The organism is Agromyces sp. NPDC058110, from assembly GCF_042884735.1.
GTDB lineage: Bacteria > Actinomycetota > Actinomycetes > Actinomycetales > Microbacteriaceae > Agromyces.
Map to the genome: position 1 here is coordinate 186,459 of NZ_JBHVTI010000003.1, position 26,922 is coordinate 213,380.

14 protein-coding genes are annotated in these 26,922 nt (G+C 72.2%); 9 read left to right on the plus strand and 5 right to left on the minus strand.

What is annotated here, in order from left to right:
* Window positions 1-56: 56 nt before the first annotated feature.
* Both ACFVS8_RS08495 and ACFVS8_RS08500 read left to right on the plus strand, forming a co-directional pair.
* Window positions 57-2,636: an ATP-binding protein gene (locus tag ACFVS8_RS08495; RefSeq protein WP_387060244.1), complete on the plus strand. Its 2,580-nt coding sequence runs from the start codon at window positions 57-59 to the stop codon at window positions 2,634-2,636.
* Between the two features lie 163 nt (window positions 2,637-2,799).
* Window positions 2,800-2,997: a hypothetical protein gene (locus tag ACFVS8_RS08500; RefSeq protein WP_387060247.1), complete on the plus strand. Its 198-nt coding sequence runs from the start codon at window positions 2,800-2,802 to the stop codon at window positions 2,995-2,997.
* A 164-nt stretch (window positions 2,998-3,161) separates the two neighbouring features.
* Here the strand turns inward: ACFVS8_RS08500 and ACFVS8_RS08505 are convergent, their stop codons facing one another.
* Window positions 3,162-5,228 (minus strand): carbohydrate binding domain-containing protein, encoded by a 2,067-nt coding sequence (locus ACFVS8_RS08505; protein WP_387060250.1) that lies wholly within the window; start codon window positions 5,226-5,228, stop codon window positions 3,162-3,164.
* Window positions 5,229-5,505: 277 nt separating this feature from the next.
* Here ACFVS8_RS08505 and pulA point away from each other — a divergent pair, with 277 nt between their 5' ends.
* On the plus strand, window positions 5,506-11,559 hold the full coding sequence (gene pulA / locus ACFVS8_RS08510; protein WP_387060253.1) for a pullulanase-type alpha-1,6-glucosidase: 6,054 nt from the start codon (window positions 5,506-5,508) through the stop codon (window positions 11,557-11,559).
* A gap of 58 nt (window positions 11,560-11,617) precedes the next feature.
* On the opposite strand, the gene ACFVS8_RS08515 is transcribed toward pulA, so the two are convergent.
* Together ACFVS8_RS08515 and ACFVS8_RS08520 are read right to left on the minus strand one after the other, a co-directional pair.
* The gene (locus ACFVS8_RS08515; RefSeq protein ID WP_387060256.1) at window positions 11,618-12,268 is read right to left on the minus strand and encodes a hypothetical protein; all 651 of its coding nucleotides are present in this window, start codon (window positions 12,266-12,268) and stop codon (window positions 11,618-11,620) included.
* A gap of 109 nt (window positions 12,269-12,377) precedes the next feature.
* Entirely contained in the window at window positions 12,378-13,361 is a 984-nt protein-coding gene (locus ACFVS8_RS08520; protein WP_387060259.1) for an o-succinylbenzoate synthase, read from the minus strand.
* Between the two features lie 50 nt (window positions 13,362-13,411).
* Between ACFVS8_RS08520 and metH the strand changes: the two genes are divergently transcribed.
* The 3 genes from metH (at window position 13,412) to ACFVS8_RS08535 (ending at window position 19,737) form a co-directional block, all read left to right on the plus strand.
* The gene (metH, locus tag ACFVS8_RS08525) at window positions 13,412-17,062 is read left to right on the plus strand and encodes a methionine synthase (RefSeq protein WP_387060261.1); all 3,651 of its coding nucleotides are present in this window, start codon (window positions 13,412-13,414) and stop codon (window positions 17,060-17,062) included.
* 225 nt (window positions 17,063-17,287) lie between these two features.
* The gene (locus ACFVS8_RS08530) at window positions 17,288-18,430 is read left to right on the plus strand and encodes a TerC family protein (protein WP_387060263.1); all 1,143 of its coding nucleotides are present in this window, start codon (window positions 17,288-17,290) and stop codon (window positions 18,428-18,430) included.
* The gene (locus ACFVS8_RS08535) at window positions 18,430-19,737 is read left to right on the plus strand and encodes a hemolysin family protein (protein WP_387060265.1); all 1,308 of its coding nucleotides are present in this window, start codon (window positions 18,430-18,432) and stop codon (window positions 19,735-19,737) included. Before ACFVS8_RS08530 ends, ACFVS8_RS08535 begins: the two co-directional genes overlap by 1 nt.
* On the opposite strand, the gene ACFVS8_RS08540 is transcribed toward ACFVS8_RS08535, so the two are convergent.
* Window positions 19,715-22,885, minus strand: coding sequence for an ATP-binding cassette domain-containing protein (locus ACFVS8_RS08540; RefSeq protein WP_387060268.1), 3,171 nt, complete (start codon window positions 22,883-22,885; stop codon window positions 19,715-19,717). The two genes, ACFVS8_RS08535 and ACFVS8_RS08540, sit on opposite strands and share 23 nt — an antisense overlap.
* Before the next feature lie 16 nt (window positions 22,886-22,901).
* Window positions 22,902-23,453 (minus strand): hypothetical protein, encoded by a 552-nt coding sequence (locus ACFVS8_RS08545; RefSeq protein ID WP_387060271.1) that lies wholly within the window; start codon window positions 23,451-23,453, stop codon window positions 22,902-22,904.
* 80 nt (window positions 23,454-23,533) lie between these two features.
* On the opposite strand from ACFVS8_RS08545, the gene ACFVS8_RS08550 reads away from it, so the two are divergent.
* The 3 genes from ACFVS8_RS08550 (at window position 23,534) to ACFVS8_RS08560 (ending at window position 26,890) form a co-directional block, all read left to right on the plus strand.
* Window positions 23,534-24,460, plus strand: a complete 927-nt coding sequence (locus ACFVS8_RS08550; RefSeq protein WP_387060274.1) for a 1,4-dihydroxy-2-naphthoyl-CoA synthase — start codon at window positions 23,534-23,536, stop codon at window positions 24,458-24,460.
* Between the two features lie 43 nt (window positions 24,461-24,503).
* Complete coding sequence (locus ACFVS8_RS08555) at window positions 24,504-25,757, plus strand: AMP-binding protein (protein WP_387060277.1); 1,254 nt, start codon at window positions 24,504-24,506, stop codon at window positions 25,755-25,757.
* A gap of 122 nt (window positions 25,758-25,879) precedes the next feature.
* Complete coding sequence (locus ACFVS8_RS08560) at window positions 25,880-26,890, plus strand: 1,4-dihydroxy-2-naphthoate polyprenyltransferase (RefSeq protein WP_387061195.1); 1,011 nt, start codon at window positions 25,880-25,882, stop codon at window positions 26,888-26,890.
* The last annotated feature ends 32 nt before the right edge of the window (window positions 26,891-26,922 follow it).

Sequence of the window (26,922 nt, forward strand, 5' to 3'; positions counted from 1 at the left end):
CGTGCATCGAGATCCGGTGATTGCGGGCGGCCGCCCCTGCGGAGCACCATCGCTGTATGGATTCGGCCGGACTGCTCGAGCGCGCGAGCGAGCTCGACGAGCTCGCCTCCGCCGCAGCGACCGCGCGCGACGGTCGCGGGTCGGTGCTGCTCGTGCACGGCGAGGCCGGCATCGGCAAGTCGAGCCTCGTGTCGGCACTCCGGGCCGATCCGCCGAGCGGATGCCGCGTGCTGGTCGGGTCGTGCGACGCCCTCGCCACGCCGCGAGCGCTCGGGCCGCTGCGCGACCTGGCCCCGTTCGTCGGGCAGCGCCTCGCGGATGCGCTGCGGGCCGGTGACCGCGACGAGGTCTTCGACGCGCTGCGCGACGAACTCGTGGGCTCGCCCGGCACCGTGCTCGTGGTCGAGGACGTGCACTGGGCCGACGAGGGAACGCTCGACGCGCTGACCTTCGTCGCCCGCCGCATCGAGGCGTTGCCCGTGCTGCTCGTGCTGACCTACCGCGACGACGAGGTCGACCAGCGGCATCCGCTCGCCCGGCTGCTCGGCGACCTGCGCGCGAACGTGCGGCACCTCGCGATCGCCCGCCTGTCGCGCGAGGCCGTCGACGGAATCGCCGCAGGCCGCGGCCTCGATGCCCAGCACGTGTTCGAGCTCACGCTGGGCAACCCGTACTTCGTCGGCGAGCTCGTGGCGTCGTCCGACGCCGACCAGGTGCCGCGCTCGGTCGTCGACGCGGTGACGGGGCGCCTGCATCGGTTGTCGCCCGAGGTGCGCGACCAGGTCGAGCAGCTCGCGGTGATCCCGTCGGCGGTCGGTTCGACGGAGATCGGGCGTCTCGTCGAGGGTGGGGCGGGATCGCTCGGGGAGGCCGAGGAGCGCGGGCTGCTCACCGTGCGCCCCGACGGGGTCGCGTTCCGGCACGAGCTCACCAGGCGGGCCATCGTCGACGCGATGCCCTCGGCGCGCCGCATCGAGCTGAACGGTCGGGTGCTCGCCGTGCTCCTCGAGGTCGGGGCCGATCCCGCGCGCATCGTCTCGCACGCGGTCGCGGCCGGCGACGGCGACGCCGTGGCGGCCTGGGCGCCGACGGCCGCACGCGACGCGGCGGTGAGCGGTGCGCATCGACAGGCGGCCGAGCACTACCGCGCGGCGCTCGAGCACGCCGATGCAGAAGGGTCCGAGCGCGCGGACCTCGCGGAGGCCTATGCGATCGAGCTGTACACGCTCGGTCTCGACCAGGAGGCGGTGCAGGCTCAGGCCGGCGTGATCCGCGCGCGGCGCGAGGCCGGCGATGCGACCGCGCTCGGGGCGAGCCTGCGATGGGCCTCGCGGTTCCACTGGCTCGCCGGGCAGCGCGCAGAGGCCGAGGCCGCCGCGCGCGAGGCATCCGCGTGTCTCGAGCACTCGGAGGACCGCGCGCTGTTCGCGCTCGCGCTGAGCAACGAGGCGCAGCTCGCGATGCTCGCGCACGACCTGTCGCGCACGCTCGAGCTCGCGCCGGCGGCCGTCGCGATCGCTCGCGAGACGGGCGACCGCCGGGCGCTGTCGCACTCGCTGAACAACCTCGGCACGGCGCACCTGCTCATGAACGACGACGAGGGCATCGCCGAGCTCGTCGAGGCGGCCGAGGTCGCCACGGCGGCGAACCTCATGGACGACGCGGCGCGCGCGCACGTCAACCTCGTGTGGAGCCTGCTCGACCAGTACCGGCTCGAGCTCGCGGAACGCCACCTCGACGCGGCCCTCGAGACCTCCTCCAGGGCCGAGGTGATGGGGCTCTGGACCTATCAGCAGGTCGAGCGGGCGCGACTGCACCTGGCGCGCGCCGAGTGGGACCTGGCCCTCGAGGCAGCCGCCTACGGGCGCGAGGCCCTGCCGCACGCGCACTGCGTGGCGCTCACGGTGACCGGACTCGTGCAGGTTCGGCGGGGCGACGCCGAGGGCGAGCAGACGCTCGTGGAGGCGGCTGCCGTCGCGGCGAGGCTCGGCGAGTTCCAGCGCACCGGACCCGTCGCGGCGGCGCGTGCCGAGGCGGCACTGCTCCGCGACGACCCGGCGGCGGCGATCGCGATCGCCGGAGGTGCGTACAAGGAGGCCGTGCGCCTCGGCGCGGTGAACCAGCAGGCCGAGCTCGCGGCGCTGCTGCGGAGGGCCGGCGCACACGACGCGGTGCCGCCGAACGGCCCGCTCCCGTTCGCGGTGCAGGCCGGAGGCGACTGGCGCGGCGCCGCCGACCTGTGGCGCGGGATCGGTGCGCCGTACCACGAGGCCGCGGCCCTCGCCCAGAGCCCGCACGACGCCGACCTGCTCGAGGCGCTCGCGATGCTCGACCGGCTCGGCGCGCTGCCGCTCGCGCACTCGGTTCGGTCGGAGCTGCGGGCCCGCGGCGTGCGCAGCATTCCCCGTGGGCCATCGGGCGCCACCCGTCGCAACCCCGAGGGCCTCACCGACCGGCAGGTCGACGTGCTCGCGCTCCTCGCAGGCGGGCTCACCAACGGCGAGATCGCCGACCGTCTCGTGCTCTCGGTGCGCACCGTCGAGAGCCACGTCGCGGCGATCCTGCAGAAGCTCGACGCGTCGTCGCGACAGGACGCGGTCGGGGCGGCTCGCCGGCTCGGCGTGCTCCCGGACTGACGGCGGTGGCGGCTCGCCCACGGGCGGGCGGATCCGCGGCATCCGGAGATCTCGGTGGTGCTCGCGCGAGAAGTCGGTACCGACCGCGGATGAGCGTGGACGGTGGACGCCGGTGAACTGAGGTGTGCCCTGATCCGGGCGCGAATCGAGGATCGAGGACCCAATGGACACCGCACTCGTCATCACCCCCCGGACGCCCGCTCGCCCCCTCCGTGCCTGGCTCGCGACGCACCTGCCCCGCCGGCATCCGCGCGCCGAGGCCACCTGGACCGAACTGGCCGAGCTGCACGAGCGTCAGGTGGTCGCCGCGCGGTTGCGCGATGAGCAGTTCCGCTCGATCGCGGTCGGCCGCCTGATCTGACGGTCGCCCGACTCGGCGGTCGCCCGGCGGGCACGCGGAGGCGCGCGCAGGCGCGGGAGCACGCGCCAGTGCGGGAACGTCAGAGGGCGACGCCGGAACACCGACGCCGCCCCCTTCCCGGCTCGCACCGCCGAAGGGCCCGGCGATGCGAGGTCTTCACCGGGTCACGCGCAGGGGTTGCCCGCGGTGACCGCGCCGCCCTTCACCTGCTGGTATCCGGCGCCGATCGTGTAGTCCTTCGACCCGTTGTTGTCCCACGTGCCCGATCCGTTGTTGAAGGCGGCGGTGATGCCCGAAGCCCCGTTCAGCGGGATCGACTTCATGACCCAGCCCGTGCAGGCGGCGGTCATGCCGACCCCGGGCACCGCGGTCCAGGCGCCGGTGCCGACGCGGTAGTGCACGTTGGTGGTCGACCAGCCGGCGGTCGTCGAGTAGTAGACGACCGCGGTGTCCGCGGGCGGGGGAGTCGTCGGGGTCGTGGCGCACGGGTCGACCGAACCGACGGCCCCGCCGTTCACGGTCGCGACCGCGCCGCTCAGGGCGTAGTCCTTCGAGCCGTTGTTGTCCCAGGTACCCGATCCGTTGTTGAAGGCGGCGGTGATGCCTGCGGCCCCTCCGGTGATCGTCTTCGACACCCACCCCGGGCAGGCGGCGGTCATGCCGACCCCGGGCACGGCCGTCCAGGCGCCGCTGCCGACGCGGTAGTGCACGTTGTAGCTACTCCACCCCTTCGAGGTCGAGTAGTAGACCTTCAGATCGCCGGCGCCGGGGTTCGTGCCCGGGTCGGTGCTCGTGCCGGCCTTCGCACCGAGGTGCAGGGCGAGCGCCGCGTTCGCGCCGACGGATGCCGTGAACGTGCCGTTCGCGGCGACCGAGACCGTGCCGCCGGCGCTGCATCCGGTGCTCGTCGGAAGCCCGACGATCACGTTGCAGTAGGTGCCGGCGGGCAGCGAGGTCTGGAACGTTCGGTCGACCGAGCCGCCGCCGCGGTTGATCACGACGTAGCCCTTGTCTCCGCGCCCGAATGCGATCGCGTTCGAGCCGTTGGTCCACGTGTTCGTGACCGCGGTGCCCGAGGCGGCGTTGCGGAAGCCGACCATGTTCTCGATGTTCGTCTGCGCGTGCTTGCAGGTCCACCCGTTCTGGCCGCAGACGGGATCGATCACCTCGCCGTTGCCGGCGAGTGCAGGGCCCGCCTCCTTGTCGGAGAACTGGTAGCCCGAGTGGATCGAGGGCGAGCCGTAGTTCCACGCGAGGGTGAAGATCTGCGCCAGGTCGTAGGTCGTGCCGTCCTTGTAGCTCAGGGTCTCGCCGTTGCGCTCCGTGTCGTGGTTGTCGACGAACACCGCGGCGTTGGCCTGGGGCAGGAAGCCCGCCCACGACGGTCCGATGCCGTTGCCCGTGACGAGCCAGTTGATGGTGCCGCCGCCGAAGGCCTCCTTCAGCTTGCGGGCGAAGGCGAACTCGTGGATGTCGCCGTACGACGTGTACTCCTCGGGCTGGATCGGCTCGTTCGCGCGGATGACCTCCTGCACGACGTAGAGACGTGCCCGGTCGTTCACCTTCGACATGATGCCCTGCATGTCGCTCGCCGCGATGTGCTTGACGGCGTCGATGCGGAACCCGTCGACCCCGAGCGAGACGAGGTCGTTGAGGTAGCCGGCGATCTTGCCCTGCACGTACGACGACGAGGTGTTCAGGTCGGAGAGGTTCACGAGGTTGCACTCCTGCACCTCGGTGCGGTTCTGGTAGTTCGAGATGTCGCGTCGGCAGGAGTGGAAGTCCTGCGACTGGTAGATGCCCGGGTAGTCGTAGTGCTGGAACGACGAGCCGGCCCAGCCGGTGCCTCCGGCGCTCTTGCCCGACATGTGGTTGATGACGGCGTCGGCGATGACCTTGACGCCGGCGGCGTGGCACGTGTCGACCATGGCCTTGAACTCGGCGCGGGTGCCGAGCCGCGACTCGACCTTGTAGCTCACGGGCTGGTAGTAGGTCCACCACTCCGGGCCCTGCACGTGCTCCTGCGGCGGGGAGGTCTGCACGAAGCCGTAGCCCGCGGGGCCGAGGTTGTCGGTGCACTCGCGGGCGATCGCGTTCCACGTCCACGAGAACAGCACGGCCGTCGTGTCCTTCGGGCCGGGGGCCGCGGCCGTCGCCGGCGCCGCGAACGCGGTGGCGGAGAGGAGGGTGCCGATGAGGGCGATGAGTGCGGTGCTCGCAAGAAATCGCAAGCGTTTGCGGTGCGTCGCGGGCGCTGCGTCCCGCGGGTGAACAGTGGCTGACATGGGAACTCTTCCTCGTGTCCTCACGCAGATCACAAGCCGGGAACCCCGTGGTCCGCGAATCTGCCGCGCCGATGCGGCAGCTACGCCGCGAACGGCGCGTGACCCTCAAGATAGGGTGACCCGCGCAAGAATTGCAAGCGCTTGCATTAACCATCGCGGCGCTGATAGGTTCGCCGCACATGTCCCCAGGCACGTCGCCGTGCCCGAGCAGCAGGAGTCGACGATGACGCAACGCGGACGCGCGCGCAGCTGGATCGCCATGGGGGTGACGGGTGCCGTCGCGGCATCCGCTCTCACCCTCCTACCGGGCCTCGCGGCCTCGGCCGAGGAGCGCACGTTCGCACTCGTCGGCGACCTCCAGACCGAGGTGGGGTGCGCCGCCGACTGGGCGCCCGACTGCGCCGAGTCCGAACTGCTCGCCACCGCGACCCCCGGCGTCTTCGCGGCGGAGTTCGAGGTGCCGGCCGGCGACTGGCAGTACAAGGTCGCCGTGAACGACACCTGGGACGAGGCGTACGGCAAGGGCAGCGCGCCCGGCGGCGACAACCTCGAACTCTCGGTCGACGGCCCGAGCACCATCCGCTTCGTGTTCGACGACACCCAGAAGAAGGTGGGCCTCGAGCTCGTCAGCATGCGCGCCGGCTACAGCGAGGCGGATGACGCGGCACTCGTCGCCGACCCCGTGCGCCAGCCGGGCAGCGACGAGCAGTTCTACTTCGTGATGACCGACCGGTTCGCGAACGGCGACCCCTCGAACGACGAGGGCGGCCTCACGGGCGACGCCCTCACGACGGGCTACGACCCGACGAGCCGGGCGTTCTACAACGGCGGCGACCTGCAGGGCCTGCGCGACCGGCTCGACTACATCGACGGGCTCGGCACGACGGCGATCTGGCTCACGCCGAGCTTCAAGAACCGGCCGGTGCAGGGCGAGGGGGCGAACGCGAGCGCCGGCTACCACGGCTACTGGGTCACCGACTTCACCCAGATCGACCCGCACCTGGGCACGAACGCCGAACTCGAGGCGCTCATCGCCGAGGCCCACGACAAGGGCATCAAGGTCTACTTCGACATCATCACGAACCACACGGCCGACGTCATCGACTACGAGGAGCAGCAGTACTCGTACATCGACCAGGCGACGAGCCCGTACACCGATGCCGACGGCAACGAGATCGACCTCGCCGACTACGCCGACGGCACGACGCCGTTCCCTGCCCTCGACGCCGCGACGAGCTTCCCGTACACGCCCGTCGTGCGCCCCGAAGACGCCGACCTCAAGGTGCCGGCCTGGCTCAACGATCCGACGCTGTACCACAACCGGGGCGACTCGACGTGGGAGGGCGAGTCGGTCACGTACGGCGACTTCGTCGGCCTCGACGACCTCATGACCGAGCACCCGACCGTGGTGAACGGCTTCGTCGACGTCTACGAGCAGTGGATCGACCTCGGCATCGACGGGTTCCGCATCGACACCGCCAAGCACGTGAACTTCGAGTTCTGGCAGCAGTGGTCGACGCAGGTGCTCGACTACGCGCACGAGCACGGCAAGCCCGACTTCTTCATGTTCGGCGAGGTCTACGACGCCGACCCGCAGAAGCTCAGCCCCTACGCGCGCAAGACCGACATGAACTCGGTGCTCGACTTCACCTTCCAGTCGCAGGCCGTGAGCTTCGCCGCGGGCAACTCGGCGAAGAACCTGCAGTCGCTGTTCGCGGGCGACGACTACTACACGACCGCCGACTCGTCGGCGACGGCGCTACCGACCTTCCTCGGCAACCACGACATGGGCCGCGTCGGCTCCTTCCTGCAGAACACGGATGCCCCGCTGCAGCGCGACGAGCTCGCGCACGACCTGCTCTTCCTCACGCGCGGCCAGCCCGTCGTGTACTACGGCGACGAGCAGGGCTTTGCGGGGATCGGCGGCGACCAGAGCGCACGCCAGACCCTGTTCGCGAGCCAGGTGGCCGAGTACCAGAACCAGAACCTGATCACGGGCGAGAACGCGGGCAGCGTCGACCGCTACGGCACGGATGTGCCGCTCTACGAGCACATCGCGGAGCTCTCGGCGCTGCGGCAGGCGCACCCGGCCCTCGCGACCGGTGCCCAGATCGAGCGCTACGTCGACAGCGGCGCGGGCGTCTACGCCTTCAGCCGCGTCGACCGCACCGACAAGGTCGAGTTCCTCGTCGCGGCCAACAACTCGACCGCCGAGAAGACGGTGCAGGTGCCGACGCTCACCGACGGCGGTGTCTTCACGCCCCTCTACGGCGGCGGAGCGGCCGTGACGGCCGACGCCGACGGCGTGGCCTCCGTCACCGTGCCGGCGCTCGGCGCCGTGGTGCTGCAGGCCGACCGCGAGGTGAGCGCGCCCGACGCCGCCCCGGCCATCACGGTCTCGACCCCGGCCGCCGGTGCGGGCGTCTCGGGCATCGCGCCCGTCGTCGCCGACGTCGACGACGCGACCTGGCAGGAGACGAGCTTCGCGTGGCGGGTCGCGGGTGCGACCGGTGACGACGCGTGGCACCCGCTCGGCACGGCCGAAGACACGAGCCCGCGCGTCTTCCACGACACGGCGGGCCTCGCCGACGGCACGCTCGTCGAGTACCGCGCGATCTCGACGGATGCCGCGGGCCACCGCGCCGCCGCGAGCACCTACGCGAGCGTGGGCGACGCTGTGAACCTCGTCGAGGAGGAGGAGCCCGAGCAGCCGATCGACCTCGTGACGGTGCCGGGCAACCACAACTCCGAGATGGGCTGCGCGGGCGACTGGGCTCCGGGCTGCGAGGCCGCGAAGCTCACGAAGCGCGCCGACGGCATCTACGAGGGCACGTTCACGATCCCGGCGGGCGACTACGAGTACAAGGTCGCGATCAACGGCAGCTGGGATCTCAACTACGGCGCGAACGGCGAGCCGAACGGCGGCAACGTCTCGTACTCGACCGACGGCACCACGCCGGTCACCTTCTTCTGGAACCCCGTGACGCACGTCGTCTCTTCGACCGCCGAGGGGCCCGTCGTGACGCTGCCCGGCAGCTTCCAGTCCGAGGTCGGCTGCGCGGGCGACTGGGCTCCCGACTGCCTCGCCTCGCTCATGCAGGACGGCGACAAGGACGGCGTCTACACCTACTCGACGTCGAGCATCCCCGACGGCGCGTACGAGGTGAAGGTCGCGCACGGCCGCAGCTGGGACGAGAACTACGGCGTCGGCGGAGCAGCCGGCGGGGCGAACTACTCGTTCACCGCGACCGGCGGCAAGCTCGTCGAGTTCCGGTACACGCTCGCCACGCACGTGCTCGAGATCGTGGTCAGCGACCCGCCGCTCGCGGGCACCGGCCAGACGCGTGCGCACTGGGTGAGCGAGGACACGCTCGCCTGGCCCGCCGAGCTGCTCGGCGCGGCCGACGCCGATGACCCGACCTGGACGCTCGAGCACTCCGCCGACGCGACCCTCGCGGTCATCGACGGTGCGGTGACCGGCGGCGGTGACCCGATCGAGCTCGAACGCGACCCGGCGGGCCTCACCGACGCGCAGCTCGCGAAGTTCCCGGCGCTCGAGGGCTTCATCGCGCTGCACCCGGTGGGCCTCGACCGATCCGACGTGCAGTCGCTGCTCACCCGGCAGCTCGGCGTCGCGCAGACGACGGACGACGAGCTGACCGCCTTCACGGGCGTGCAGCTGCCCGGCGTGCTCGACGACCTCTACGCCGACGCCGTGGCATCCGCTGCGCTCGGTCTCGGCTGGCAGGGCAAGCGGGCCTCGGCCACCCTGTGGGCGCCGACGGCGCGCGACGTCGCGCTCGAGCGGTGGAAGGCCGGCGCGACCGGCGACCCCGAGCGACTCGACGCCGAGTGGAACGAGGCCGACGGCACCTGGAGCGTCGACGGGCTGAAGCAGGGCGACGAGTACCGCTGGTCGGTCGACGTCTTCGCGCCGACGACGGGCGCCTACGAGGTGAACTCGGTCACCGACCCGTACTCGGTCGCGCTCACGACGAACTCGACCCGCACGGTGGTCGTCGACCTCGACGACCCGAAGCTCGCGCCGAAGCAGTGGGCGAAGACGAAGGCGCCGGTCGTCGACCGCCCGGTCGACCGTGCGATCTACGAGTTGCACGTGCGCGACTTCTCGATCACCGACGAGACGGTGCCCGAGGCCGAGCGCGGCACCTACCGGGCGTTCACGGCCGACTCGGCCGGAACCGCGCAGCTCGAGCAGCTCGCCGACGCCGGCATCAACACCGTGCACCTGCTGCCGACCTTCGACATCGCCACGATCGAGGAGGACCGTGCCGCACAGGCGACGCCCGACTGCGACCTCGCGTCGTTCGGGCCGGCATCGCCTGAGCAGCAGGCCTGCATCGACGCCGTGCGCGACGCCGACGGCTTCAACTGGGGCTACGACCCGTTCCACTTCCAGGCGCCGGAGGGCTCCTACGCGGTCGACGCGAACGGCGGCGCCCGGGTCGAGGAGTTCCGCGAGATGGTGGGCGCACTGCACGGCATGGGCCTGCAGGTCGTGCTCGACGAGGTGTTCAACCACACCGCCGAAGCCGGCCAGGGCCAGAAGTCGGTGCTCGACCGCATCGTGCCCGGCTACTACCAGCGCCTGAACGCGGTCGGCGCCGTCGAGACCTCGACGTGCTGCCAGAACGTGGCCACCGAGCACGAGGTCGCCGAGAAGCTCATGGTCGACTCGGTCGTGCTGTGGGCGAAGGAGTACAAGGTCGACGGCTTCCGCTTCGACCTCATGGGCCACCACTCGAAGGCGAACATGCTCGCGATCCGGGCAGCGCTCGACGGGCTCACGCTCAAGAAGGACGGCGTCGACGGCAAGGCCGTGTACCTGTACGGCGAGGGCTGGAACTTCGGCGAGGTCGCGAACAACGCGCTCTTCGAGCAGGCCACGCAGGGGCAGCTCGGCGGCACGGGCATCGGCACCTTCAACGACCGGCTGCGCGACGCCGTGCACGGCGGCAGCCCGGTCGACGGCACCTCGACGTTCCAGCAGGGCTTCGGCACCGGCCTCGGCACCGACCCCAACGGGCAGCCGGGCACGCCGTCGCAGGCCGAGCAGCTCGCCGACCTCGGGCACCAGACCGACCTGGTGAAGCTCGGCCTCGCGGGCAACCTGCGGGCCTACGAGCTGACGGATGCCTCGGGCGAGACCGTGCGCGGCGACCAGCTCGACTACCGGGGTTCGCCGGCCGGCTACGCCGACGAGCCCGACGAGGTGATCAACTACGTCGACGCGCACGACAACGAGACGCTCTACGACCTCTCGGTGTTCAAGCTGCCGACCGACACGTCGATGGCCGACCGCGTGCGCATGAACACGCTGTCGCTCGCGACCGTCACCCTGTCGCAGTCGCCGTCGTTCTGGCACGCCGGCACCGAGCTGCTGCGCTCGAAGTCGCTCGACCGCAACAGCTACAACTCGGGCGACTGGTTCAACCGCGTTGACTGGACCGGGCAGGAGTCGACCTTCGGCTCGGGCCTGCCGAACGAGGCCGACAACGGCGAGAAGTGGCCGATCATGACGCCGCTGCTCGAGAACGCCGCGCTGAAGCCCGCCGCCGCCGACATCGCCGCGGCCGAGGCATCCGCCCTCGACCTGCTGCGCGTGCGCTCGTCGGTCGACCTGCTGCAGCTCGGCTCCGCTTCGCTGATCGACGAGAAGGTCTCGTTCCCGAACAGCGGTGCGGATGCCACGCCGGGCCTCATCGCGATGCTCGTCGACGACACGGTCGGCACCGACGTCGATCCGGAGCTCGACGGCGCCCTCGTGGTGTTCAACGCCTCGCCCGAGGCGATCACCGAGCAGGTCGACGGCCTGCAGGGCCGCGGGTTCGCGCTCGCGAAGGCGCAGGCCGCCGGTTCCGACGCGGTCGTGAAGACCACGAAGTGGAATGCCGCGACGGGCACGGTCACCATCCCGGCGCGTTCGGTCGCGGTGCTGGTCGACGAGCAGCCGCCGCCCGCGGTCGCCACCGTCACCGTCGCGGCGCCGAACAAGCTGCTCGTCAAGGCCGGCTCCGCGGTCAAGGTCGTCGGCCAGACCTTCGCGGTCGACGGCGGACGCCCGGTCGGCACCGTCACCGTGCTCGACGGCGGCAAGGCGATCGCGACGGCGACCCTGAAGGCGACCGACAAGGGCCGCTTCCAGGTCGACCTGCCGAAGCTCGGCAAGGGGCTGCACCTGATCCGCACGTCGTTCGACGGGGGAGCGGGCTTCAGCGACTCGACGTCGCTGCCGATCCCGATCCTCGTGTACTGACGCCCGCCCGTCGGTCGGGGAGGCGCTGCCTCCTCGACCGACCGGCGTCCGGTCGGCGTCAGCCGCGCGAGAGGGTGAGCGGCACCGTGCTGGGGCCGGTCGAGAAGTGCACCACGGGCGTGGCGCCCGAGCAGTCGTAGGCGGCCGCCGCGATCGGCGAGGCGAGGATCTGGTCGGTGACCGGGGTGCCGTCCATCGCGACGCCGTCGACCGTGACATCCATCGTCAGGCCGTTGGTGTCGTGGTCGGTCGTCACGGTCGAGGCGTCGGCCGTGTACTGCCCGGAGAGGGTGCCCGACATGGTGGCCTCGGCGGGCAGGCCGGCGATGTCGACCGCGAGCGAGAGGTTCGGCGAGTACGCGTAGGTGCCGTCGGCCTTGAACGCCAGTCCGGCGCTCCCGGTCGGATCGTAGACGATGCCGTACTCCGACAGGTCGACGTTCACCTGGTCGTAGAACGCCTGCATCTGGTCGTCGGCGAGCACCCAGTCGCCGACGAGGCAATCGCCGGGCGCGGGGGCCGTGGCATCCCCATCGGTGCCGTCGCCGGCGGCCTCGGTCGCCTCGGCGCTCGCGGATGCCTTCGGCTTCGCGGATGCCGTCGTCTTCACGTCGTCGGCGACGGAGCTGCACCCCGCGAGGGCCAGGGCCGCGAGCGCGATGATCGTGCCGTTCAGTGCGGTGCGGGCGAACTGCGGACGGACCTGCATCACTGCCTCCTGTAGGGGGAAACTCCGTGTGCCCGCGCGTCGACGGACGGGTGCGTGCATTCTCTCACCCGTGCACGTACGGACGAGGGCCGAACGACGGGCGAACCCGTCAGCCGGCGAGCACCGAGTGGCAGCGGCCCAGCCGTTCGAGCCACCAGTCGGTGCGCTCGGGCGACGCGGCGTAGCGGTCGAGCAGCGCGGGGTCGGGCACGACCCGGCGCACCTCGACGGCGCCGTCGACCGGCACGAGCGGCGAGCCCGTGACATCCGCCGCCAGCAGTGAGGCCGTGCCGAGCCCGCAGTCGTACTCGAGCTCCGGAACGGATGCCGCGAGCGCGGCCCCCATGGCGAGGCCCACGCTCGTGTCGAGCGCGCTCGAGACCACCACGGGCAGCCCGGCGTCTTCCACGATCCGCAGCGCGCGGCGGATGCCGCCGAGCGGCTGCGCCTTGATCACGAGCAGGTCGGCGGCTCCGGCCTCGGCGACCGCGAGCGGGTCGTCGGCCTTGCGCACGCTCTCGTCGGCGGCGATCGGGATGCCCATGTACTTCGTGCGGCGCCTGATCTCGGCGAGCTCCTCGACCGAGGCGCACGGCTGCTCGACGTACTCGAGGTCGTACTCGGCGAGCGCGTGGATCGCGTGCTCGGCCTCGTCGACGTTCCACCCGGCGTTCGCATCGACGCGGATGCGGCCCTCGGGGCCGAGCACCTCGCGCACGGCGCGCACCCTCGCGACATCCTGCGCCAGGGTCTGGTCGCTCGCGGCGACCTTGACCTTCGCGGTGCGGCACCCCGGGAACCTCGCGAGCACGGCGGCGACGCTGTCGGGGTCGACGCCGGGCACCGTCGCGTTCACGGGGATCCGGTCGCGCAGCGCCGCGGGCGGCTCGTTCCAGCCGTAGTCGATCGCCGCGTGCAGCCAGGCGGATGCCTCGTGGTCGTCGTACTCGACGAAGGGACTGAACTCCGTCCACCCCTGCGGGCCCTCCATGAGCAACGCCTCGCGCACGTCGATGCCGCGGAACCGCGTGACGAGGGGTAGCGCGACCACGCGCGCGGTGGAGAGCAGGTCGTCGAGCGACGGCGATGTCATGAACACATCATCCCAAGCGGCCGGGGTCGCCGCTGATTAGACTCGCGCGAGTGACCGGCACCCTGATCGAACCCCGCTTCCCGCTCGACGTCGAGGGTGTCGCGCGGCCGTCGCGCTCGCAGGCGCTGCTCGATGCGGTGCAGCGCGACGTGGTCATCGCCGACGGCGCGATGGGCACGATGCTGCAGCAGCACGACCTCTCACTCGAGGCCGACTTCGAAGGGCACGAAGGCTGCAACGAGGTGCTGAACCGCACCCGGCCCGACGTCATCGGCGGCATCCACGACGCGTACCTCGCCACCGGCATCGACGCCGTCGAGACGAACACGTTCGGGGCGAACTGGTCGAACCTGTCGGACTACGGCATCGACGACCGGATCGCCGAGCTCGCCGAGGCGGGGGCCCGCATCGCGCGCGAGCGCGTCGAGGCGGCCGAGGCCTCCGACGGCCGCGTGCGCTGGGTGCTCGGATCGATGGGCCCCGGCACGAAGCTGCCGAGCCTCGGGCACACCACCTACGACCACCTCAAGCAGACCTTCGCCCTCCAGGCCGAGGGCCTCATCGACGGCGGGGCCGACGCGTTCCTCATCGAGACCTCGCAGGACCTGCTGCAGACCAAGGCCGCCGTGAACGGCTGCAAGCAGGCCATCGTGGGCCGCGGCATCCGCCTGCCGATCTTCGTCGAGGTCACGGTCGAGACCACCGGCACCATGCTCATGGGCTCCGAGATCGGCGCGGCGCTCACGGCGCTCGAGCCCCTCGGCGTCGATGCCATCGGCCTGAACTGCGCCACTGGGCCGGCCGAGATGAGCGAGCACCTGCGGCACCTGTCGAAGCACTCGCGCGTGCCGGTGGCGTGCATGCCGAACGCCGGCCTGCCCGTGCTCGGCGCGAACGGCGCGCACTACCCGCTCGAGCCCGCCGAGCTCGCGACCGCGCACGAGCAGTTCGTGCGCGAGTTCGGCCTCGGCCTCATCGGCGGATGCTGCGGCACGACGCCCGAGCACCTGCGGGCCGTCGTCGAGCGGCTGCGTCCGCTGCGCTCCGCGGGCGGATCCGAGCCGGGCGCCGCGCGCGATGCGAAGCCCGAGCCGGGCATCGCGAGCCTGTACCAGCACGTGCCGTTCCACCAGGACGCCTCGTACCTCGCGATCGGCGAGCGCACGAACGCGAACGGGTCGAAGGCGTTCCGCGAGGCCATGCTCGCCGGCGAGTGGGACGAGTGCGTCGAGATCGCCCGCAACCAGATCCGCGTCGGCGCGCACCTGCTCGACGTCTGCGTCGACTACGTGGGCCGCGACGGCGTCGCCGACATCCGCGAGGTCGTGTCGCGCTTCGCGAGCGCCTCGACGCTGCCGCTCGTGATCGACTCGACCGAGCCCGCCGTCATCGCGGCCGGACTCGAGCTCATCGGCGGTCGCCCGGTCGTGAACTCGGTCAACTACGAGGACGGCGACGGGGCGACGAGCCGCTTCGGGCGCATCATGCCGCTCGTGAAGGAGCACGGCACCGCGGTCATCGCGCTCACGATCGACGAGCAGGGCCAGGCCCGCACGGCGGTCGACAAGCTGCGCATCGCCTCGCGCCTCGTCGACGAGCTCGTGGCCGACTGGGGCATGCGGGTCGAGGACATCATCGTCGACTGCCTCACGTTCCCGATCGCGACCGGCCAGGAGGAGACCCGCCGCGACGCGATCGAGACCATCGAGGCGATCCGCGGCCTCACCGCGAAGTACCCCGGCATCCACACCACGCTCGGCGTCTCGAACGTGTCGTTCGGCCTCAACCCCGCCGCCCGCAGCGTGCTGAACTCGGTGTTCCTCCACGAGGCCGTCGAGGCCGGACTCGACTCCGGCATCATCGACGCCGCGAAGATCGTGCCGCTCGCCTCGCTCTCGGAGGAGCAGCGAAAGGTCGCACTCGACCTCGTGTGGGACCGCCGTGAATACGACGCCGACGGTGCCACCAGCTACGACCCGCTCGCCGTCATGCTCGACCTCTTCGCGGGCGTCGACACCGCGGCCCTCCGCGACCAGCGGGCCGCCGAGCTCGCCGCGCTGCCGGTGGGCGAACGCCTCGAGCGCCGCATCGTCGACGGTGCGTCGAAGGGGCTCGAAGACGACCTCGACCTCGCGCTCGCCGGCGGGCTGAGCGCGCTGCAGATCATCAACGACCACCTGCTCGAGGGCATGAAGGTCGTCGGCGAGCGCTTCGGCTCGGGCGAGATGCAGCTGCCGTTCGTGCTGCAGTCGGCCGAGACCATGAAGTCCGCCGTCGCCCTGCTCGAACCGCACATGGAGAAGACCGAGGCCTCCGGCAAGGGCACCATGGTGATCGCGACCGTGCGCGGCGACGTGCACGACATCGGCAAGAACCTCGTCGACATCATCCTCACGAACAACGGCTACAAGGTCATCAACCTCGGCATCAAGCAGCCGATCGCCGACATCATCGCCGCCGCCGAGGAGCACGATGCCGACGTGATCGGCATGTCGGGCCTGCTCGTGAAGTCGACGGTCGTCATGAAGGAGAACCTGCAGGAGTTGCAGTCGCGCGGTCTCGCGAAGAAGTGGCCGATCATCCTCGGCGGCGCCGCGCTCACGCGCGCGTACGTCGAAGACGACCTGGCCTCCCTCTTCGACGGCGAGGTGCGCTACGCCCGAGACGCGTTCGAGGGCCTCTCGCTCATGGAGCCGCTCGTCAAGGTGGCACGCGGCGCCGACCCCGCCGAGGTCGGGCTGCCGGCGCTCAAGAAGCGCATCCACAGCGCCGGATCGAAGCTCACCCTGACCGAACCCGAGGCCATGCCGGTGCGGTCCGACGTGGCATCCGACAACCCGGTGCCGGCCCCGCCGTTCTGGGGCACGCGCATCGTGCGGGGCATCGCGCTCGCCGACTACGCCGCGTTCCTCGACGAGCGCGCGACCTTCATGGGGCAGTGGGGGCTGAAGCCCGGTCGCGGCGAAGACGGCCTGAGCTACGAGCAGCTCGTCGAGACCGAGGGGCGCCCGCGCCTGCGGTACTGGCTCGACCGCATCCTCGGCGAAGGCATGCTCGACGCCTCGGTCGCCTACGGCTACTTCCCGGTCGTGAGCGAGGGCGACGACCTCGTCGTGCTGCACCACGGCGACGACCCGACCGGTCGCTTCGGCACACCCGGCCTGCTCGCGCCCGACGGCGGCTCGGGCGGCCCCCTCGGCGAGGAGCGACTGCGGTTCCACTTCCCGCGGCAGCGCCGCGACCGCCACCTGAACCTCGCCGACTTCGTGCGCTCGACGGAGTCGGGCCAGGTCGACGTGCTGCCCGTGCAGCTCGTCACCGCCGGCGCCCGCATCGACCAGGTGACCGCGAAGCTGTTCGCCGAGAACAGGTACCGCGACTACTACGAGCTCAACGGGCTCGTGATGCAGCTCACCGAGTCGCTCGCCGAGTACTGGCACTCGCGCATCCGCGACGAGCTCGGGTTCTCGGCCGAGGACCCCACCGACACCGCGGGCCTCTTCAAGCTCGAGTACCGCGGCGCACGCTTCTCGCTCGGCTACCCCGCGTGCCCCGACATGGAGGACCGCCGCAAGGTCGTCGAGCTGCTGAAGCCCGAGCGCATGGGCGTGGTGCTGAGCGAGGAACTGCAGTTGCACCCCGAGCAGTCGACCGACGCGTTCGTGTTCCACCACCCCGAGGCGAAGTACTTCTCGGTCTGACGGATGCCGCGGCGGGCCTGTATTCGACCCCGGATCGTGCGGCACGCGGCATCCTCTCAGGAAACGCTCGCCCTGCGCCCGTAGGCTCGCACCACCAAGGGAGTACTCCGACACGGTCGGCTCGTCATTACGGATGCAGGGCGCATCCCGGACGACCGGTCCTCGTGCACGAGGATGGAGAAGACCTTGACGTCGTCAGCGACGCCAAAGGTCTGGAGCTCCCGTTTGAACGTCACCCCCCTCGTGTGGATCATCACGATCGCGGTCACGATCGCCTTCTTCGTCTACGAGTTCTTCGCGCACGTGCGCAAGCCCCACGAGCCGTCGATCGGCGAGTCGGCCCGCTGGTCGGCGTTCTACATCGGCCTCGCCGTGCTGTTCGGCGTCGGCGTCGGCGTGGTCTCCGGCTGGACGTACGGCGGCGAGTACTTCGCCGGGTACCTCACCGAGAAGGCGCTGTCGATCGACAACCTCTTCGTGTTCCTCATCGTGATGACCGGCTTCGCGGTGCCGAAGATCTACCAGCAGAAGGTGCTCATGATCGGCATCGTCATCGCGCTCGTGCTTCGGGGCGCCTTCATCGCCGTCGGCGCGACCCTGATCTCGAACTTCTCGTGGATCTTCTACCTCTTCGGCGCGCTGCTGCTGGTGCTCGCGTACCGGCAGGCCTTCGCGCACGGCGACGCCAACCCGGCCGACGGCCGCTTCATGCGGTTCGTCCGCCGCATGCTGCCGGTGAGCGACGAGTACAACGGCGATCGGCTGACCGTCAAGAAGGACGGCCGTCGCTTCGTCACCCCGATGCTGCTGGTCATCGTCGCGATCGGCTTCGTCGACCTCATCTTCGCGGTCGACTCGATCCCCGCCATCTACGGCCTCACCGAGGAGGCGTACCTCGTCTTCACCGCGAACGCGTTCGCGCTCATGGGCCTGCGTCAGCTGTACTTCCTCATCGGCGGGCTGCTCGAGCGCCTCGTCTACCTCGCGCAGGGCCTCGCCGTCATCCTCGCCTTCATCGGCGTGAAGCTCGTGCTGCACGCCATGCACGTCAACGAGCTGCCCTTCGTCAACGGCGGCGAGCCCATACTGTGGGCGCCCGAGATCCCGATCTGGTTCTCGCTGACGTTCATCGGCGCCACCATCGCGGTCGCGACCGTCGCCAGCCTGTTGAAGACGCGCGGCGGCCGTGGTGCGGGTCACCTGCCCGGCGGGCCGGCCGTCGAGGTCAGCGCTGCCGCCACGGATGCCGCGTCCACCGCCGACACGGATGCCTCGGCGGCCGCAGACACCGATGCCGCGCCGGTCGCTGGCACCGATGCCGCGAGTGCCACCGCCTCGGGCCGGACGCCCGCCGAGAAGCGCCGCTGATGGGCGACCTGCTCTGGAACGTCGCCCTCGTCGTCGTGTTCGTCCTGATCGGCGGGGTGTTCGCGGCGACCGAGATGGCGCTCGTCACCCTCCGCGAGAGCCAGATCAACGCGATCGCCGCACGCGGTCGCCGCGGCGCCAAGGTCGCGGCGCTCGCGCGCAACCCCAACACGTTCCTCTCCGCCGTGCAGATCGGCGTGACGGTCGCGGGCTTCGCCTCGGCCGCGTACGGTGCGACCTCGATCGCGCCGTCGGTCTCGCCGCTGTTCGAGCTCTGGGGCCTCGAGCCGCAGCTCGCGATGACGCTCGCCACGGTGCTGCTCACGCTCGTCATCGCCTACCTGTCGCTGGTGCTCGGCGAACTCGTGCCGAAGCGGCTCGCCATCCAGCGCAACGCGCAGTTCGCCTACGCGGTCGCTCCCGTGCTCGACGGGTTCGCGAAGGTCATGCGCCCGGTCATCTGGCTGCTCTCGGTCTCGACGAACGCGCTGGTCAGGCTGCTCGGCGCCGACCCGCACAAGACCGGCGACGAGATGAGCGAGGAGGAGATCCGCGACATCGTCGCCACGCACCAGGGGCTGCCCGACGACGAGCGCCGCATCCTCGACGACGTGCTCTCGCTCCGGGGGCGGCAGATCAGCGAGGTCATGCGGCCGCGCCCCGAGGTGGTCGCCCTCGACCGCACGGCGAGCATCGCCGACTCCGCGGCGCAGGCGCGCGAGCTGCCGTTCTCGCGCTACCCGGTCGTGGACCGCTCGATCGACGACATCACCGGGTTCGTGCACGTGCGCGACCTCCTCGACGCCTCCGCGGTCGATCCCGACGGCTCGGTGGAGCGACTCGTGCGCCCGATCTCGTACCTGCCGTCGACCGCCGGCGTCCTGCCGACGCTCACGCGACTGCGCGCGGAGGGCCACCACATCGCCGTGGTCGTCGACGAGTACGGCGGCACCGACGGCATCGTCACGCTCGAGGACCTGGTCGAGGAGGTGGTCGGCGAGATCTTCGACGAGTACGACACCGCCGCCCTGCCGCCGGCCGTGGGCGACGAGCTCGACGGGCGCCTCAACCTCGCGGACTTCGAGGCGGTCACCGGGCTCGACCTGCCGCGCGGCTCGTCCGACACGATCGCCGGATTCGTGACCGAGCGGCTCGGCAGGCTCGCGGTCGTGGGCGACACGATCGAGGTGCCGGGAGCCGGCATCCGCGTCACCGCGCTCGACCGCCGGCGCATCGCCGGGGTACGCGTGACGCCGGCGCCCGAGGCCCGCGAGGCGGAAGCGGTCAGCGACGCGTCGGCGCGGTGACCAGGCGGTCCGCCGGTGCGTCGGCCGACCGCCTCGGCGAACGCGGCGAGCCCGCGCCGACAGGCTTCGCCCGGCGCAGCGACGCGAGCACGGCACCGCCGATGACGGCGAGGCCGACGACCGTCGTGACCGCGCGCAGCGTGTCCCACGTGAGCGACGACGTCACGAGCGAGTACAGCAGGAAGCTCGAGAGGTTCTGCCCGAGCGGGGCTCCCGGCTCGTAGGCGATGCCGGTCGCCGTGCCGACCGCGAACGGCCAGAACCACAGGTTCATGATGAGGCCGAACGCGTACGAGGCGAGCACCCCGTAGACGGCGAGCATGGCGACCTCGGCGCGCCGCGGCATCCGCTCTCCGTGCAGGCCGCGGCGGCCGGGCATCCGTCGGGGCAGCAGGCCGGCTCCCGCCCCGACCCACGCGCACGCGAACATCTGGAACGGCGTCCACGGCCCGAACGTGCCGGTCACGATGGTCGAGAGCGCGATCGTGAGCAGGCCGAGCAGCAGCCCGAACCGCGGTCCGAATGCGCGCCCGGCGAGGATCAGCAGCACGAACACGGCCTCGACGCCGCCCACGCCCGTTCCCGCGATGCGCACGGCCGCGCCGATCGCGGCCAACGTGCCGAGCAGGGCGAGCGTGTGGGCGCTGCGCACGGAGCCGTCGAGCGCGGCGAGCACGACGAGTGCGGCGAGCGGTGCGAGGGCGAGCGCCGCGACGGGCACGGCTGCGCTCGCCTGCTCGGGCAGCGCCGTCGCCACCAGCGGCCAGGTGAAGGCCGCGAGGGCCACGAGGTTCGCGACGGCCAGGGCGACCGTCGGTGCGAGCGCGCTCGCGTGCGACGGCGATCGGAGCGAGCGGATGCCGCGTGCCGCACGCCGAGCCGATGCGCCCGCCGGTGACGCCCCGGCCGATGGGCGCTTCGCGTGCGTCGTTGCGGATGCGCCGGGAGCGTCGGGCGTGCCGGAGGCAGCGGCCGGGGTGGCGGATGCGGCGGCGGCCGTAGCGGCGAAGGCCGTGGAGGTCGCGGATGCGTCGGAGGCGGCCGACGGCGCGGACGCCGTCCGGTGCGAGGGTCGCGCGGGCAGCAGCTCGGGGCCGAGACGGCCCGCAGACATCGGCAGCACGCGATCCGCGACCGCGGCGACGAAGTCCGCGTCGTGCGCGGCCACGAGCACGGCCGCCCCGCGCGCGGCCTCGCGCACGAGGGCGGCTGCGACGACCTCCCGCGCGGCGGGGTCGAGTCCGCGGGTCGGTTCGTCGACGAGCAGCACGCTGGGCTCGCCCGCCGACTGGATCGCGATCGCCAGGCACCGGCGCTCGCCCGCCGAGAGGTCGCGCGGGTGGCGGCCGAGACGGTCGGCGAACGCCGCCGAGTCGGAGTCGAGGCCGAGGAACGCCGCGAGTCGTGCCGCGGTCGTGCCGTGCGGCGCCCGAGCCCGCCGATCGGTTCGCCCGCACTCGGCCGCGACGGTCGTGGCCGAGAACAGGTCGTCGGATGCATCGGGCACGAGCGCGATCCCGAACCCGCGCGCCGCCACGACGTTTCGCCGGGCGACGCTTCTCGCGGCGGGCCGCGCAGGCGTCGTGGCCGGGCGGAAGGTCGTCACGGCGGCGGAGTTCCCGGTCGCGAGCGCGACCAGCAGGCTCGACTTGCCTGCGCCGTTCGGGCCCGTGAGCGCCACGATCTCACCGGCGGCGAGGTCGAGGCTGACGGCGTCGACCGCACGCGTCGCACCCCGCTGCACGCTGAGGCCGCGTACGCGGAGCAGCACGTCGTCGGGCCCGGCGGGCGCGGGCGCGGGCGCCGCGGTCGGTGCGCCGTGCGGATGCGCCGGGTGCACCCCGAGGGGCTCGGCCTGCGCCGCATCCGCGAGCGGCAGGGCGGCCTGCGCAGCATCCGCGAGCGGCAGGGCGGCCCCCCGCGCAGTCGATCGCTCGGTTCCGCCGTCGACCGCGTGCAGGATGCCGTCGGCGACCTCGAGCCGCAGGTCGGCGCTCGCCGCGAACTCCGCCGCGCGGTGCTCGGCCACGACCACGCAGATGCCCGCCTCGTGCGCGAGCGCGTCGAGGAGCGCGACGATGCGGGCCCGGGCGCTCACGTCGAGGTCGGCCAGCGGTTCGTCGACGATGAGCAGGATCGGATGCTCGGCGATGGCCGCCGCGATCGCGACGAGCGTCGCCTCTCCGGCCGAGAGCCCGCGCAGCTCGCGATCGAGCAGCGAGCGGATGCCGACCCGCGCCGCGATCTCGTCGACGCGCGCCCTGACGATCACGGGGTCGACGCCCCGGAGCTCGAGCGTCAGTCCGAGCTCGTGGTCGACCCGCTCGGTGGCGAACCCCTCGCGCGGATGCTGCAGCACGACGCCGACGGTGCGAGCCGCGTCGCGAGGGGGAGTGGCAGCTCGGTCGTGGCCGACCACGAGCAGTTCGCCACGGGTCGTGCCGCCGTCGACATGCTCGTGCAGTCCGGCGAGGGTGCGCAGCAGCGTGGACTTCCCGCTTCCGGTCGCCCCGGTGACGAGCGCGAGCGTTCCCGGCGCGAGGTCGAGCTCGGGCACGACGAGCTCGGCGGCCGAACCTCGGTGGGAGATCCCGAGCGAGCGGGCCTGCACCGGCCGCTCGCAGACCCCGTCGACCGGGTGCCCCGCGAGTCCGCGGAGCTCGAGCGCCGCAGCGACGGCGGTCGCGCGTTCGAGCGTGCGCTCGAGCACGGGGGCGAGCAGGCGCGGGCCCGACCGTTCGCCCTTGAGCCGTTGCGCGAACCGCACCCTGCGCACCGCGTCGGCGAGGGCGGGGAGCCCGGCCCAGGCCACGGCGAGCGTGCGGGCGACGCCTCGCAGCGGTCCGCGCCCGGCTCCGCGCGCGAGCAGTCGCGGCACGTCGAGCACGGCGTTCAGCACGCCGAACGCGAGGATCGCGAGCGCGATCGGCACGGCGCTCGCCGCGGCATCCGCGAGGCCGTCGACCGTCGCGGGCCCGAGCAGCACGACGTGCGAGAACGGGCGTGGCAGCTGGATCTCGGGGAGCGGCAGCACCACGGGGCCGCTGCCGTCGGCCCCGTGGAACAGCACCCGGTAGACGACCCGCACCCCCACGAAGCCGGCGGCGAGGATCGCCGCGGTTCGCAGGGGTGCGGGCCGGATGCTCATGAGGTCGGGTCGACGCTCACGCGCTCGGTGCGGCCGGCTCGCCGTTCACCGTGAAGAGCAGCGCGATGCGCTCGCCGGGCGAGACCTCGAGCGTGGCGAGACCCTCCTCGGCGTAGCCCCACTCGCCGTCGACGGGCTTGGTCCAGAGCGACCAGTACGCGAACGCGGCGGGCATCGAGGCGCAGGTCTCGAAGTAGTCGGTGCCGTCTTCGGCGGGCAGCGCGAAGTCCTCGGCGGGAACGCCGTTCACGCGGCACACGACCTGGTCGCCGTACTCGTCGGTGCCCTCGGTGGTGAGGCCGGCCTCGGCGACGGCGTCGCTCGCGAGGATCGGTGCGTCGGCTGCGACGCAGGTCGTGCCGGCGGGCGAGTCTGCGACGTCGAGGTCGGCGGGCAGCTCGACGACGACCTCGACTCCGGCGCACTCGCCGTCGGAGCCGGCGGCGGAGTCGGATGCCGACGCCGTCGGCTGCTCGGTGCCGCCCCCGTCGGCGGGCGCGCACGCGGCCAGGGCGAGGGCGAGGAGCAGGGCTGCGGAGGCGCCGAGGGCGCGCGTCGTCGTGGTCACCTCCCAAGGGTAGGGCGCGACCGCGCGAGCCGCAGGTCCTGTGTCGTCGTGCGTAGGGCGGGGATCGTTAGGCTGGTCTGGTGAGCGTTTCCGAACTGTTCGATGCGTGCGAGTGGGTCGACGCGGCATCCGCGATCTCGGGCCCCGAGGGCCTGACCGACCTCACCTACCACCACTCGAACGACGGGCGCATCGCGCGCATCGCGTTCGACCGGCCCGAGGTGCGCAACGCGTTCCGGCCGCACACGGTCGACGAGCTGTACCGGGCGCTCGAAGACGCCCGTACGAACCCGCGCATCGGCGTCGTGCTGCTGACCGGCAACGGCCCGAGCGCGAAGGACGGCGGCTGGGCGTTCTGCTCGGGCGGCGACCAGCGCATCCGCGGGCGCGACGGCTACCAGTACTCGGCCGACGAGGCGAACGTCGTGCGCGACCCGGCCGCGGCCGCGAGCACGGGGCGCCTGCACATCCTCGAGGTGCAGCGGCTCATCCGCTTCATGCCGAAGGTCGTCATCGCGGTCGTGCCGGGGTGGGCGGCCGGCGGCGGGCACTCGCTGCACGTCGTCTGCGACCTGACGATCGCGAGCCGCGAGCACGGGCGGTTCAAGCAGACCGACGCCGACGTCGGCAGCTTCGACGCCGGCTACGGCAGCGCGTACTTCGCCCGCCAGATCGGGCAGAAGTTCGCGCGCGAGGTCTTCTTCCTCGCCGAGGAGTACTCGGCCGACCGCGCCTACGAGATGGGCGCGGTGAACCGGGTCGTGCCGCACGCCGAGCTCGAGCGCGAGGCGATCGCGATGGCCCGCACGATCCTCACCAAGTCGCCCACGGCGATCCGCATGCTGAAGTTCGCGTTCAACGCGGTCGACGACGGCATGGTGGGCCAGCAGGTGTTCGCGGGCGAGGCGACGCGCCTGGCCTACGGCACCGACGAGGCCGTCGAGGGTCGCGACTCGTTCCTCGAGAAGCGCGACCCCGACTGGGGCCCATACCCCTGGCACTACTGATGCCGGTTACGGGTAACCGGTCGATGAGGTTCCGGATGCCGCGATGAAACCGCTTCTCCGGGTGCCGGCGGGCGACCTGCCGGCGTTCACCGCGCAGCTTCGCCAGGCGCTGTTCTTCGAGGCGGGCGCTCCCGCGGTGCTGCCCGTCGCCGGCGCGGAGGAACCCGCGTCCGAACAGCTCGTCGCCGGCTTCGTGCCCGACGACATCGCGGTGGTCGTCGAGACGAGCGGATCGACGGATGCCCCGAAGCGCGTCATGCTCACCGGGGCCGCGCTGCGCGCGAGCGCGTTCGCGACCGAGCGCTGGTTCGGAGGCACCCATGGCCAGTGGCTCCTCGCGCTGCCCGCGACCTACATCGCCGGCATCCAGGTGCTCGTGCGCTCGCTCGTCGCGGGCACGGCGCCGGCGGTCATGCCCGAGGGCGGGTTCACGCCGAAGGCCTTCGTCGAGACCGCCCGCACCATGGACCCCGACCTGCCGTGGTTCACCTCGCTCGTGCCGGTGCAGCTCGCCCGGCTCGTCGAGGCCGCGGCCGACGACCGGGGTGTTCGCGCCGCGCTCGGGTCGTTCGAGGCCATCCTGCTCGGCGGGCAGGCCGCGCCCGCCGGCCTCGTCGAGCGAGCCGCCGAACTCGGCGCCCGCGTGCACCGTACCTACGGCTCCAGCGAGACCGCGGGCGGCTGCGTCTACGACGGACGCGCGTTGCCGGGCGTCGGCGTGCGCATCGTCGACGGCGAGGTGCAGCTCAGCGGCCCGAGCCTCGCGACCGGATACCTCGACGACTCCGACCGCACCGCACGCGCCTTCACGGCCGACGCCGACGGCACGCGCTGGTACCGCACCGGCGACCTCGGCGAGCTCGTGCCCGACCCCGACCCCGAGCCCGCTCCCGAACTCGGTCCCGGAAGGACGTGGCCCGACCGCCTGCGCATCACGGGCCGCGCCGACGACGTGATCATCTCGGGCGGCGTCAAGGTCGCCCTCGGCGAGGTCGAGCGCGCCGTGCGCTCCGTCGCCGGGTACGCGGGCGCCGTCGTGCTGCCCGTGGCCGACGCCGAGTGGGGCGAACGCCCGGCGGTGGTCGTCGAGCGAGCGGATGCCGCGGCATCCGTCGGGCGGAGCGCGCCCTCCGAGACCCCGGCGTCCGACGACCTCGCCGGGCTCGCCGCCGCGACGGACGCAGCGGGGCTGCCGCCGGCCGGGCGCCCGGTGCGCCTGCTCGTGCTCGAGCGCATGCCGCTGCTCGCGTCGGGCAAGCCCGACCGCCGCGCGATCGCCGCACAGCTCGCCGAGTGAGGTCGGCGGTCGCGCGGCGGCCGCCCGAGGCATCCGGAACCGCACGCGCGGCCCGAACCCCGAGCCGGGTCATAGGAAACCCGAATTAGCATGTGGGTGTGGCACGCCCGAACCCCCAGCGCATGAACCAGGCCGACGCGAAGTCGACCGCGAAGCCCATCGCCAAGCCGGCGAAGACGAACGGTCGATCCGGCAACCCGGCGAGGGCGGCCGCGGCGGCGAAGGCCGGCCCGGCGCTGGCCGCGCGCACGCGCCTGACCCCGCGCGACTGGATCGCCGGTGCACGCCTGCGCACGCTGCCGCTCGCCATCGCGCCCGTCGCCCTCGGCACGGGTGCCGGAGCCGTCGCGATCCCTGACGACGTGGCGTGGCACCCGACCCGGTTCGTGCTCGCGCTCGTCGTCGCGCTCGCCCTGCAGATCGGCGTGAACTACGCCAACGACTACTCCGACGGTATCCGCGGCACCGACGACCACCGGGTGGGGCCCGCCCGGCTCACCGCGTCCGGCCTCGTGAACCCCAAGGTCGTGCTCGGCGTCGCGCTCGCGTTCTTCGGCGTCGCCGCGCTCGCGGGCCTCGCGCTGACGGTCATCACGCAGCAATGGTGGCTGATCGCCGTCGGCGCGGTCGCCATCGTCGCGGCCTGGTTCTACACAGGCGGCAAGCGCCCCTACGGCTACGCCGGCCTCGGCGAGCTCTTCGTCTTCATCTTCTTCGGGCTCGTCGCCACAGCCGGTTCGGCGTTCGTGCAGGCGCTCACCGTGAACCTCGAGGCCTGGCTCGGCGGCGTCGGGGTCGGCCTGCTCGCGTGCGCCGTGCTCATGGCGAACAACCTGCGCGACATCGAGCAGGACCGCCTCGCGGGCAAGCGCACCCTCGCGGTGCTCGTCGGCCCGATCGGGGGCCGCATCCTGTTCACGGCCTTCATGCTCCTGCCGTTCGCGATCGTGGGCGTGCTGGCCCTGTTCTACCCGACGGCGGTGCTGGTGTTCTTCGCGCTGCTGCTGGCGCTGCCCGCGTGCCTCATCGTCATCACGGCGAAGACGCCGCGCGAGCTGATCCTCGCGCTGCAGCTCTCGAGCTTCACCGCGCTGGCGTACGGCATCGGGCTGGGGCTCGCGATCGCCCTCTGACGGGCCGGCCCGGCCTATTCGGCGGTGGGCCT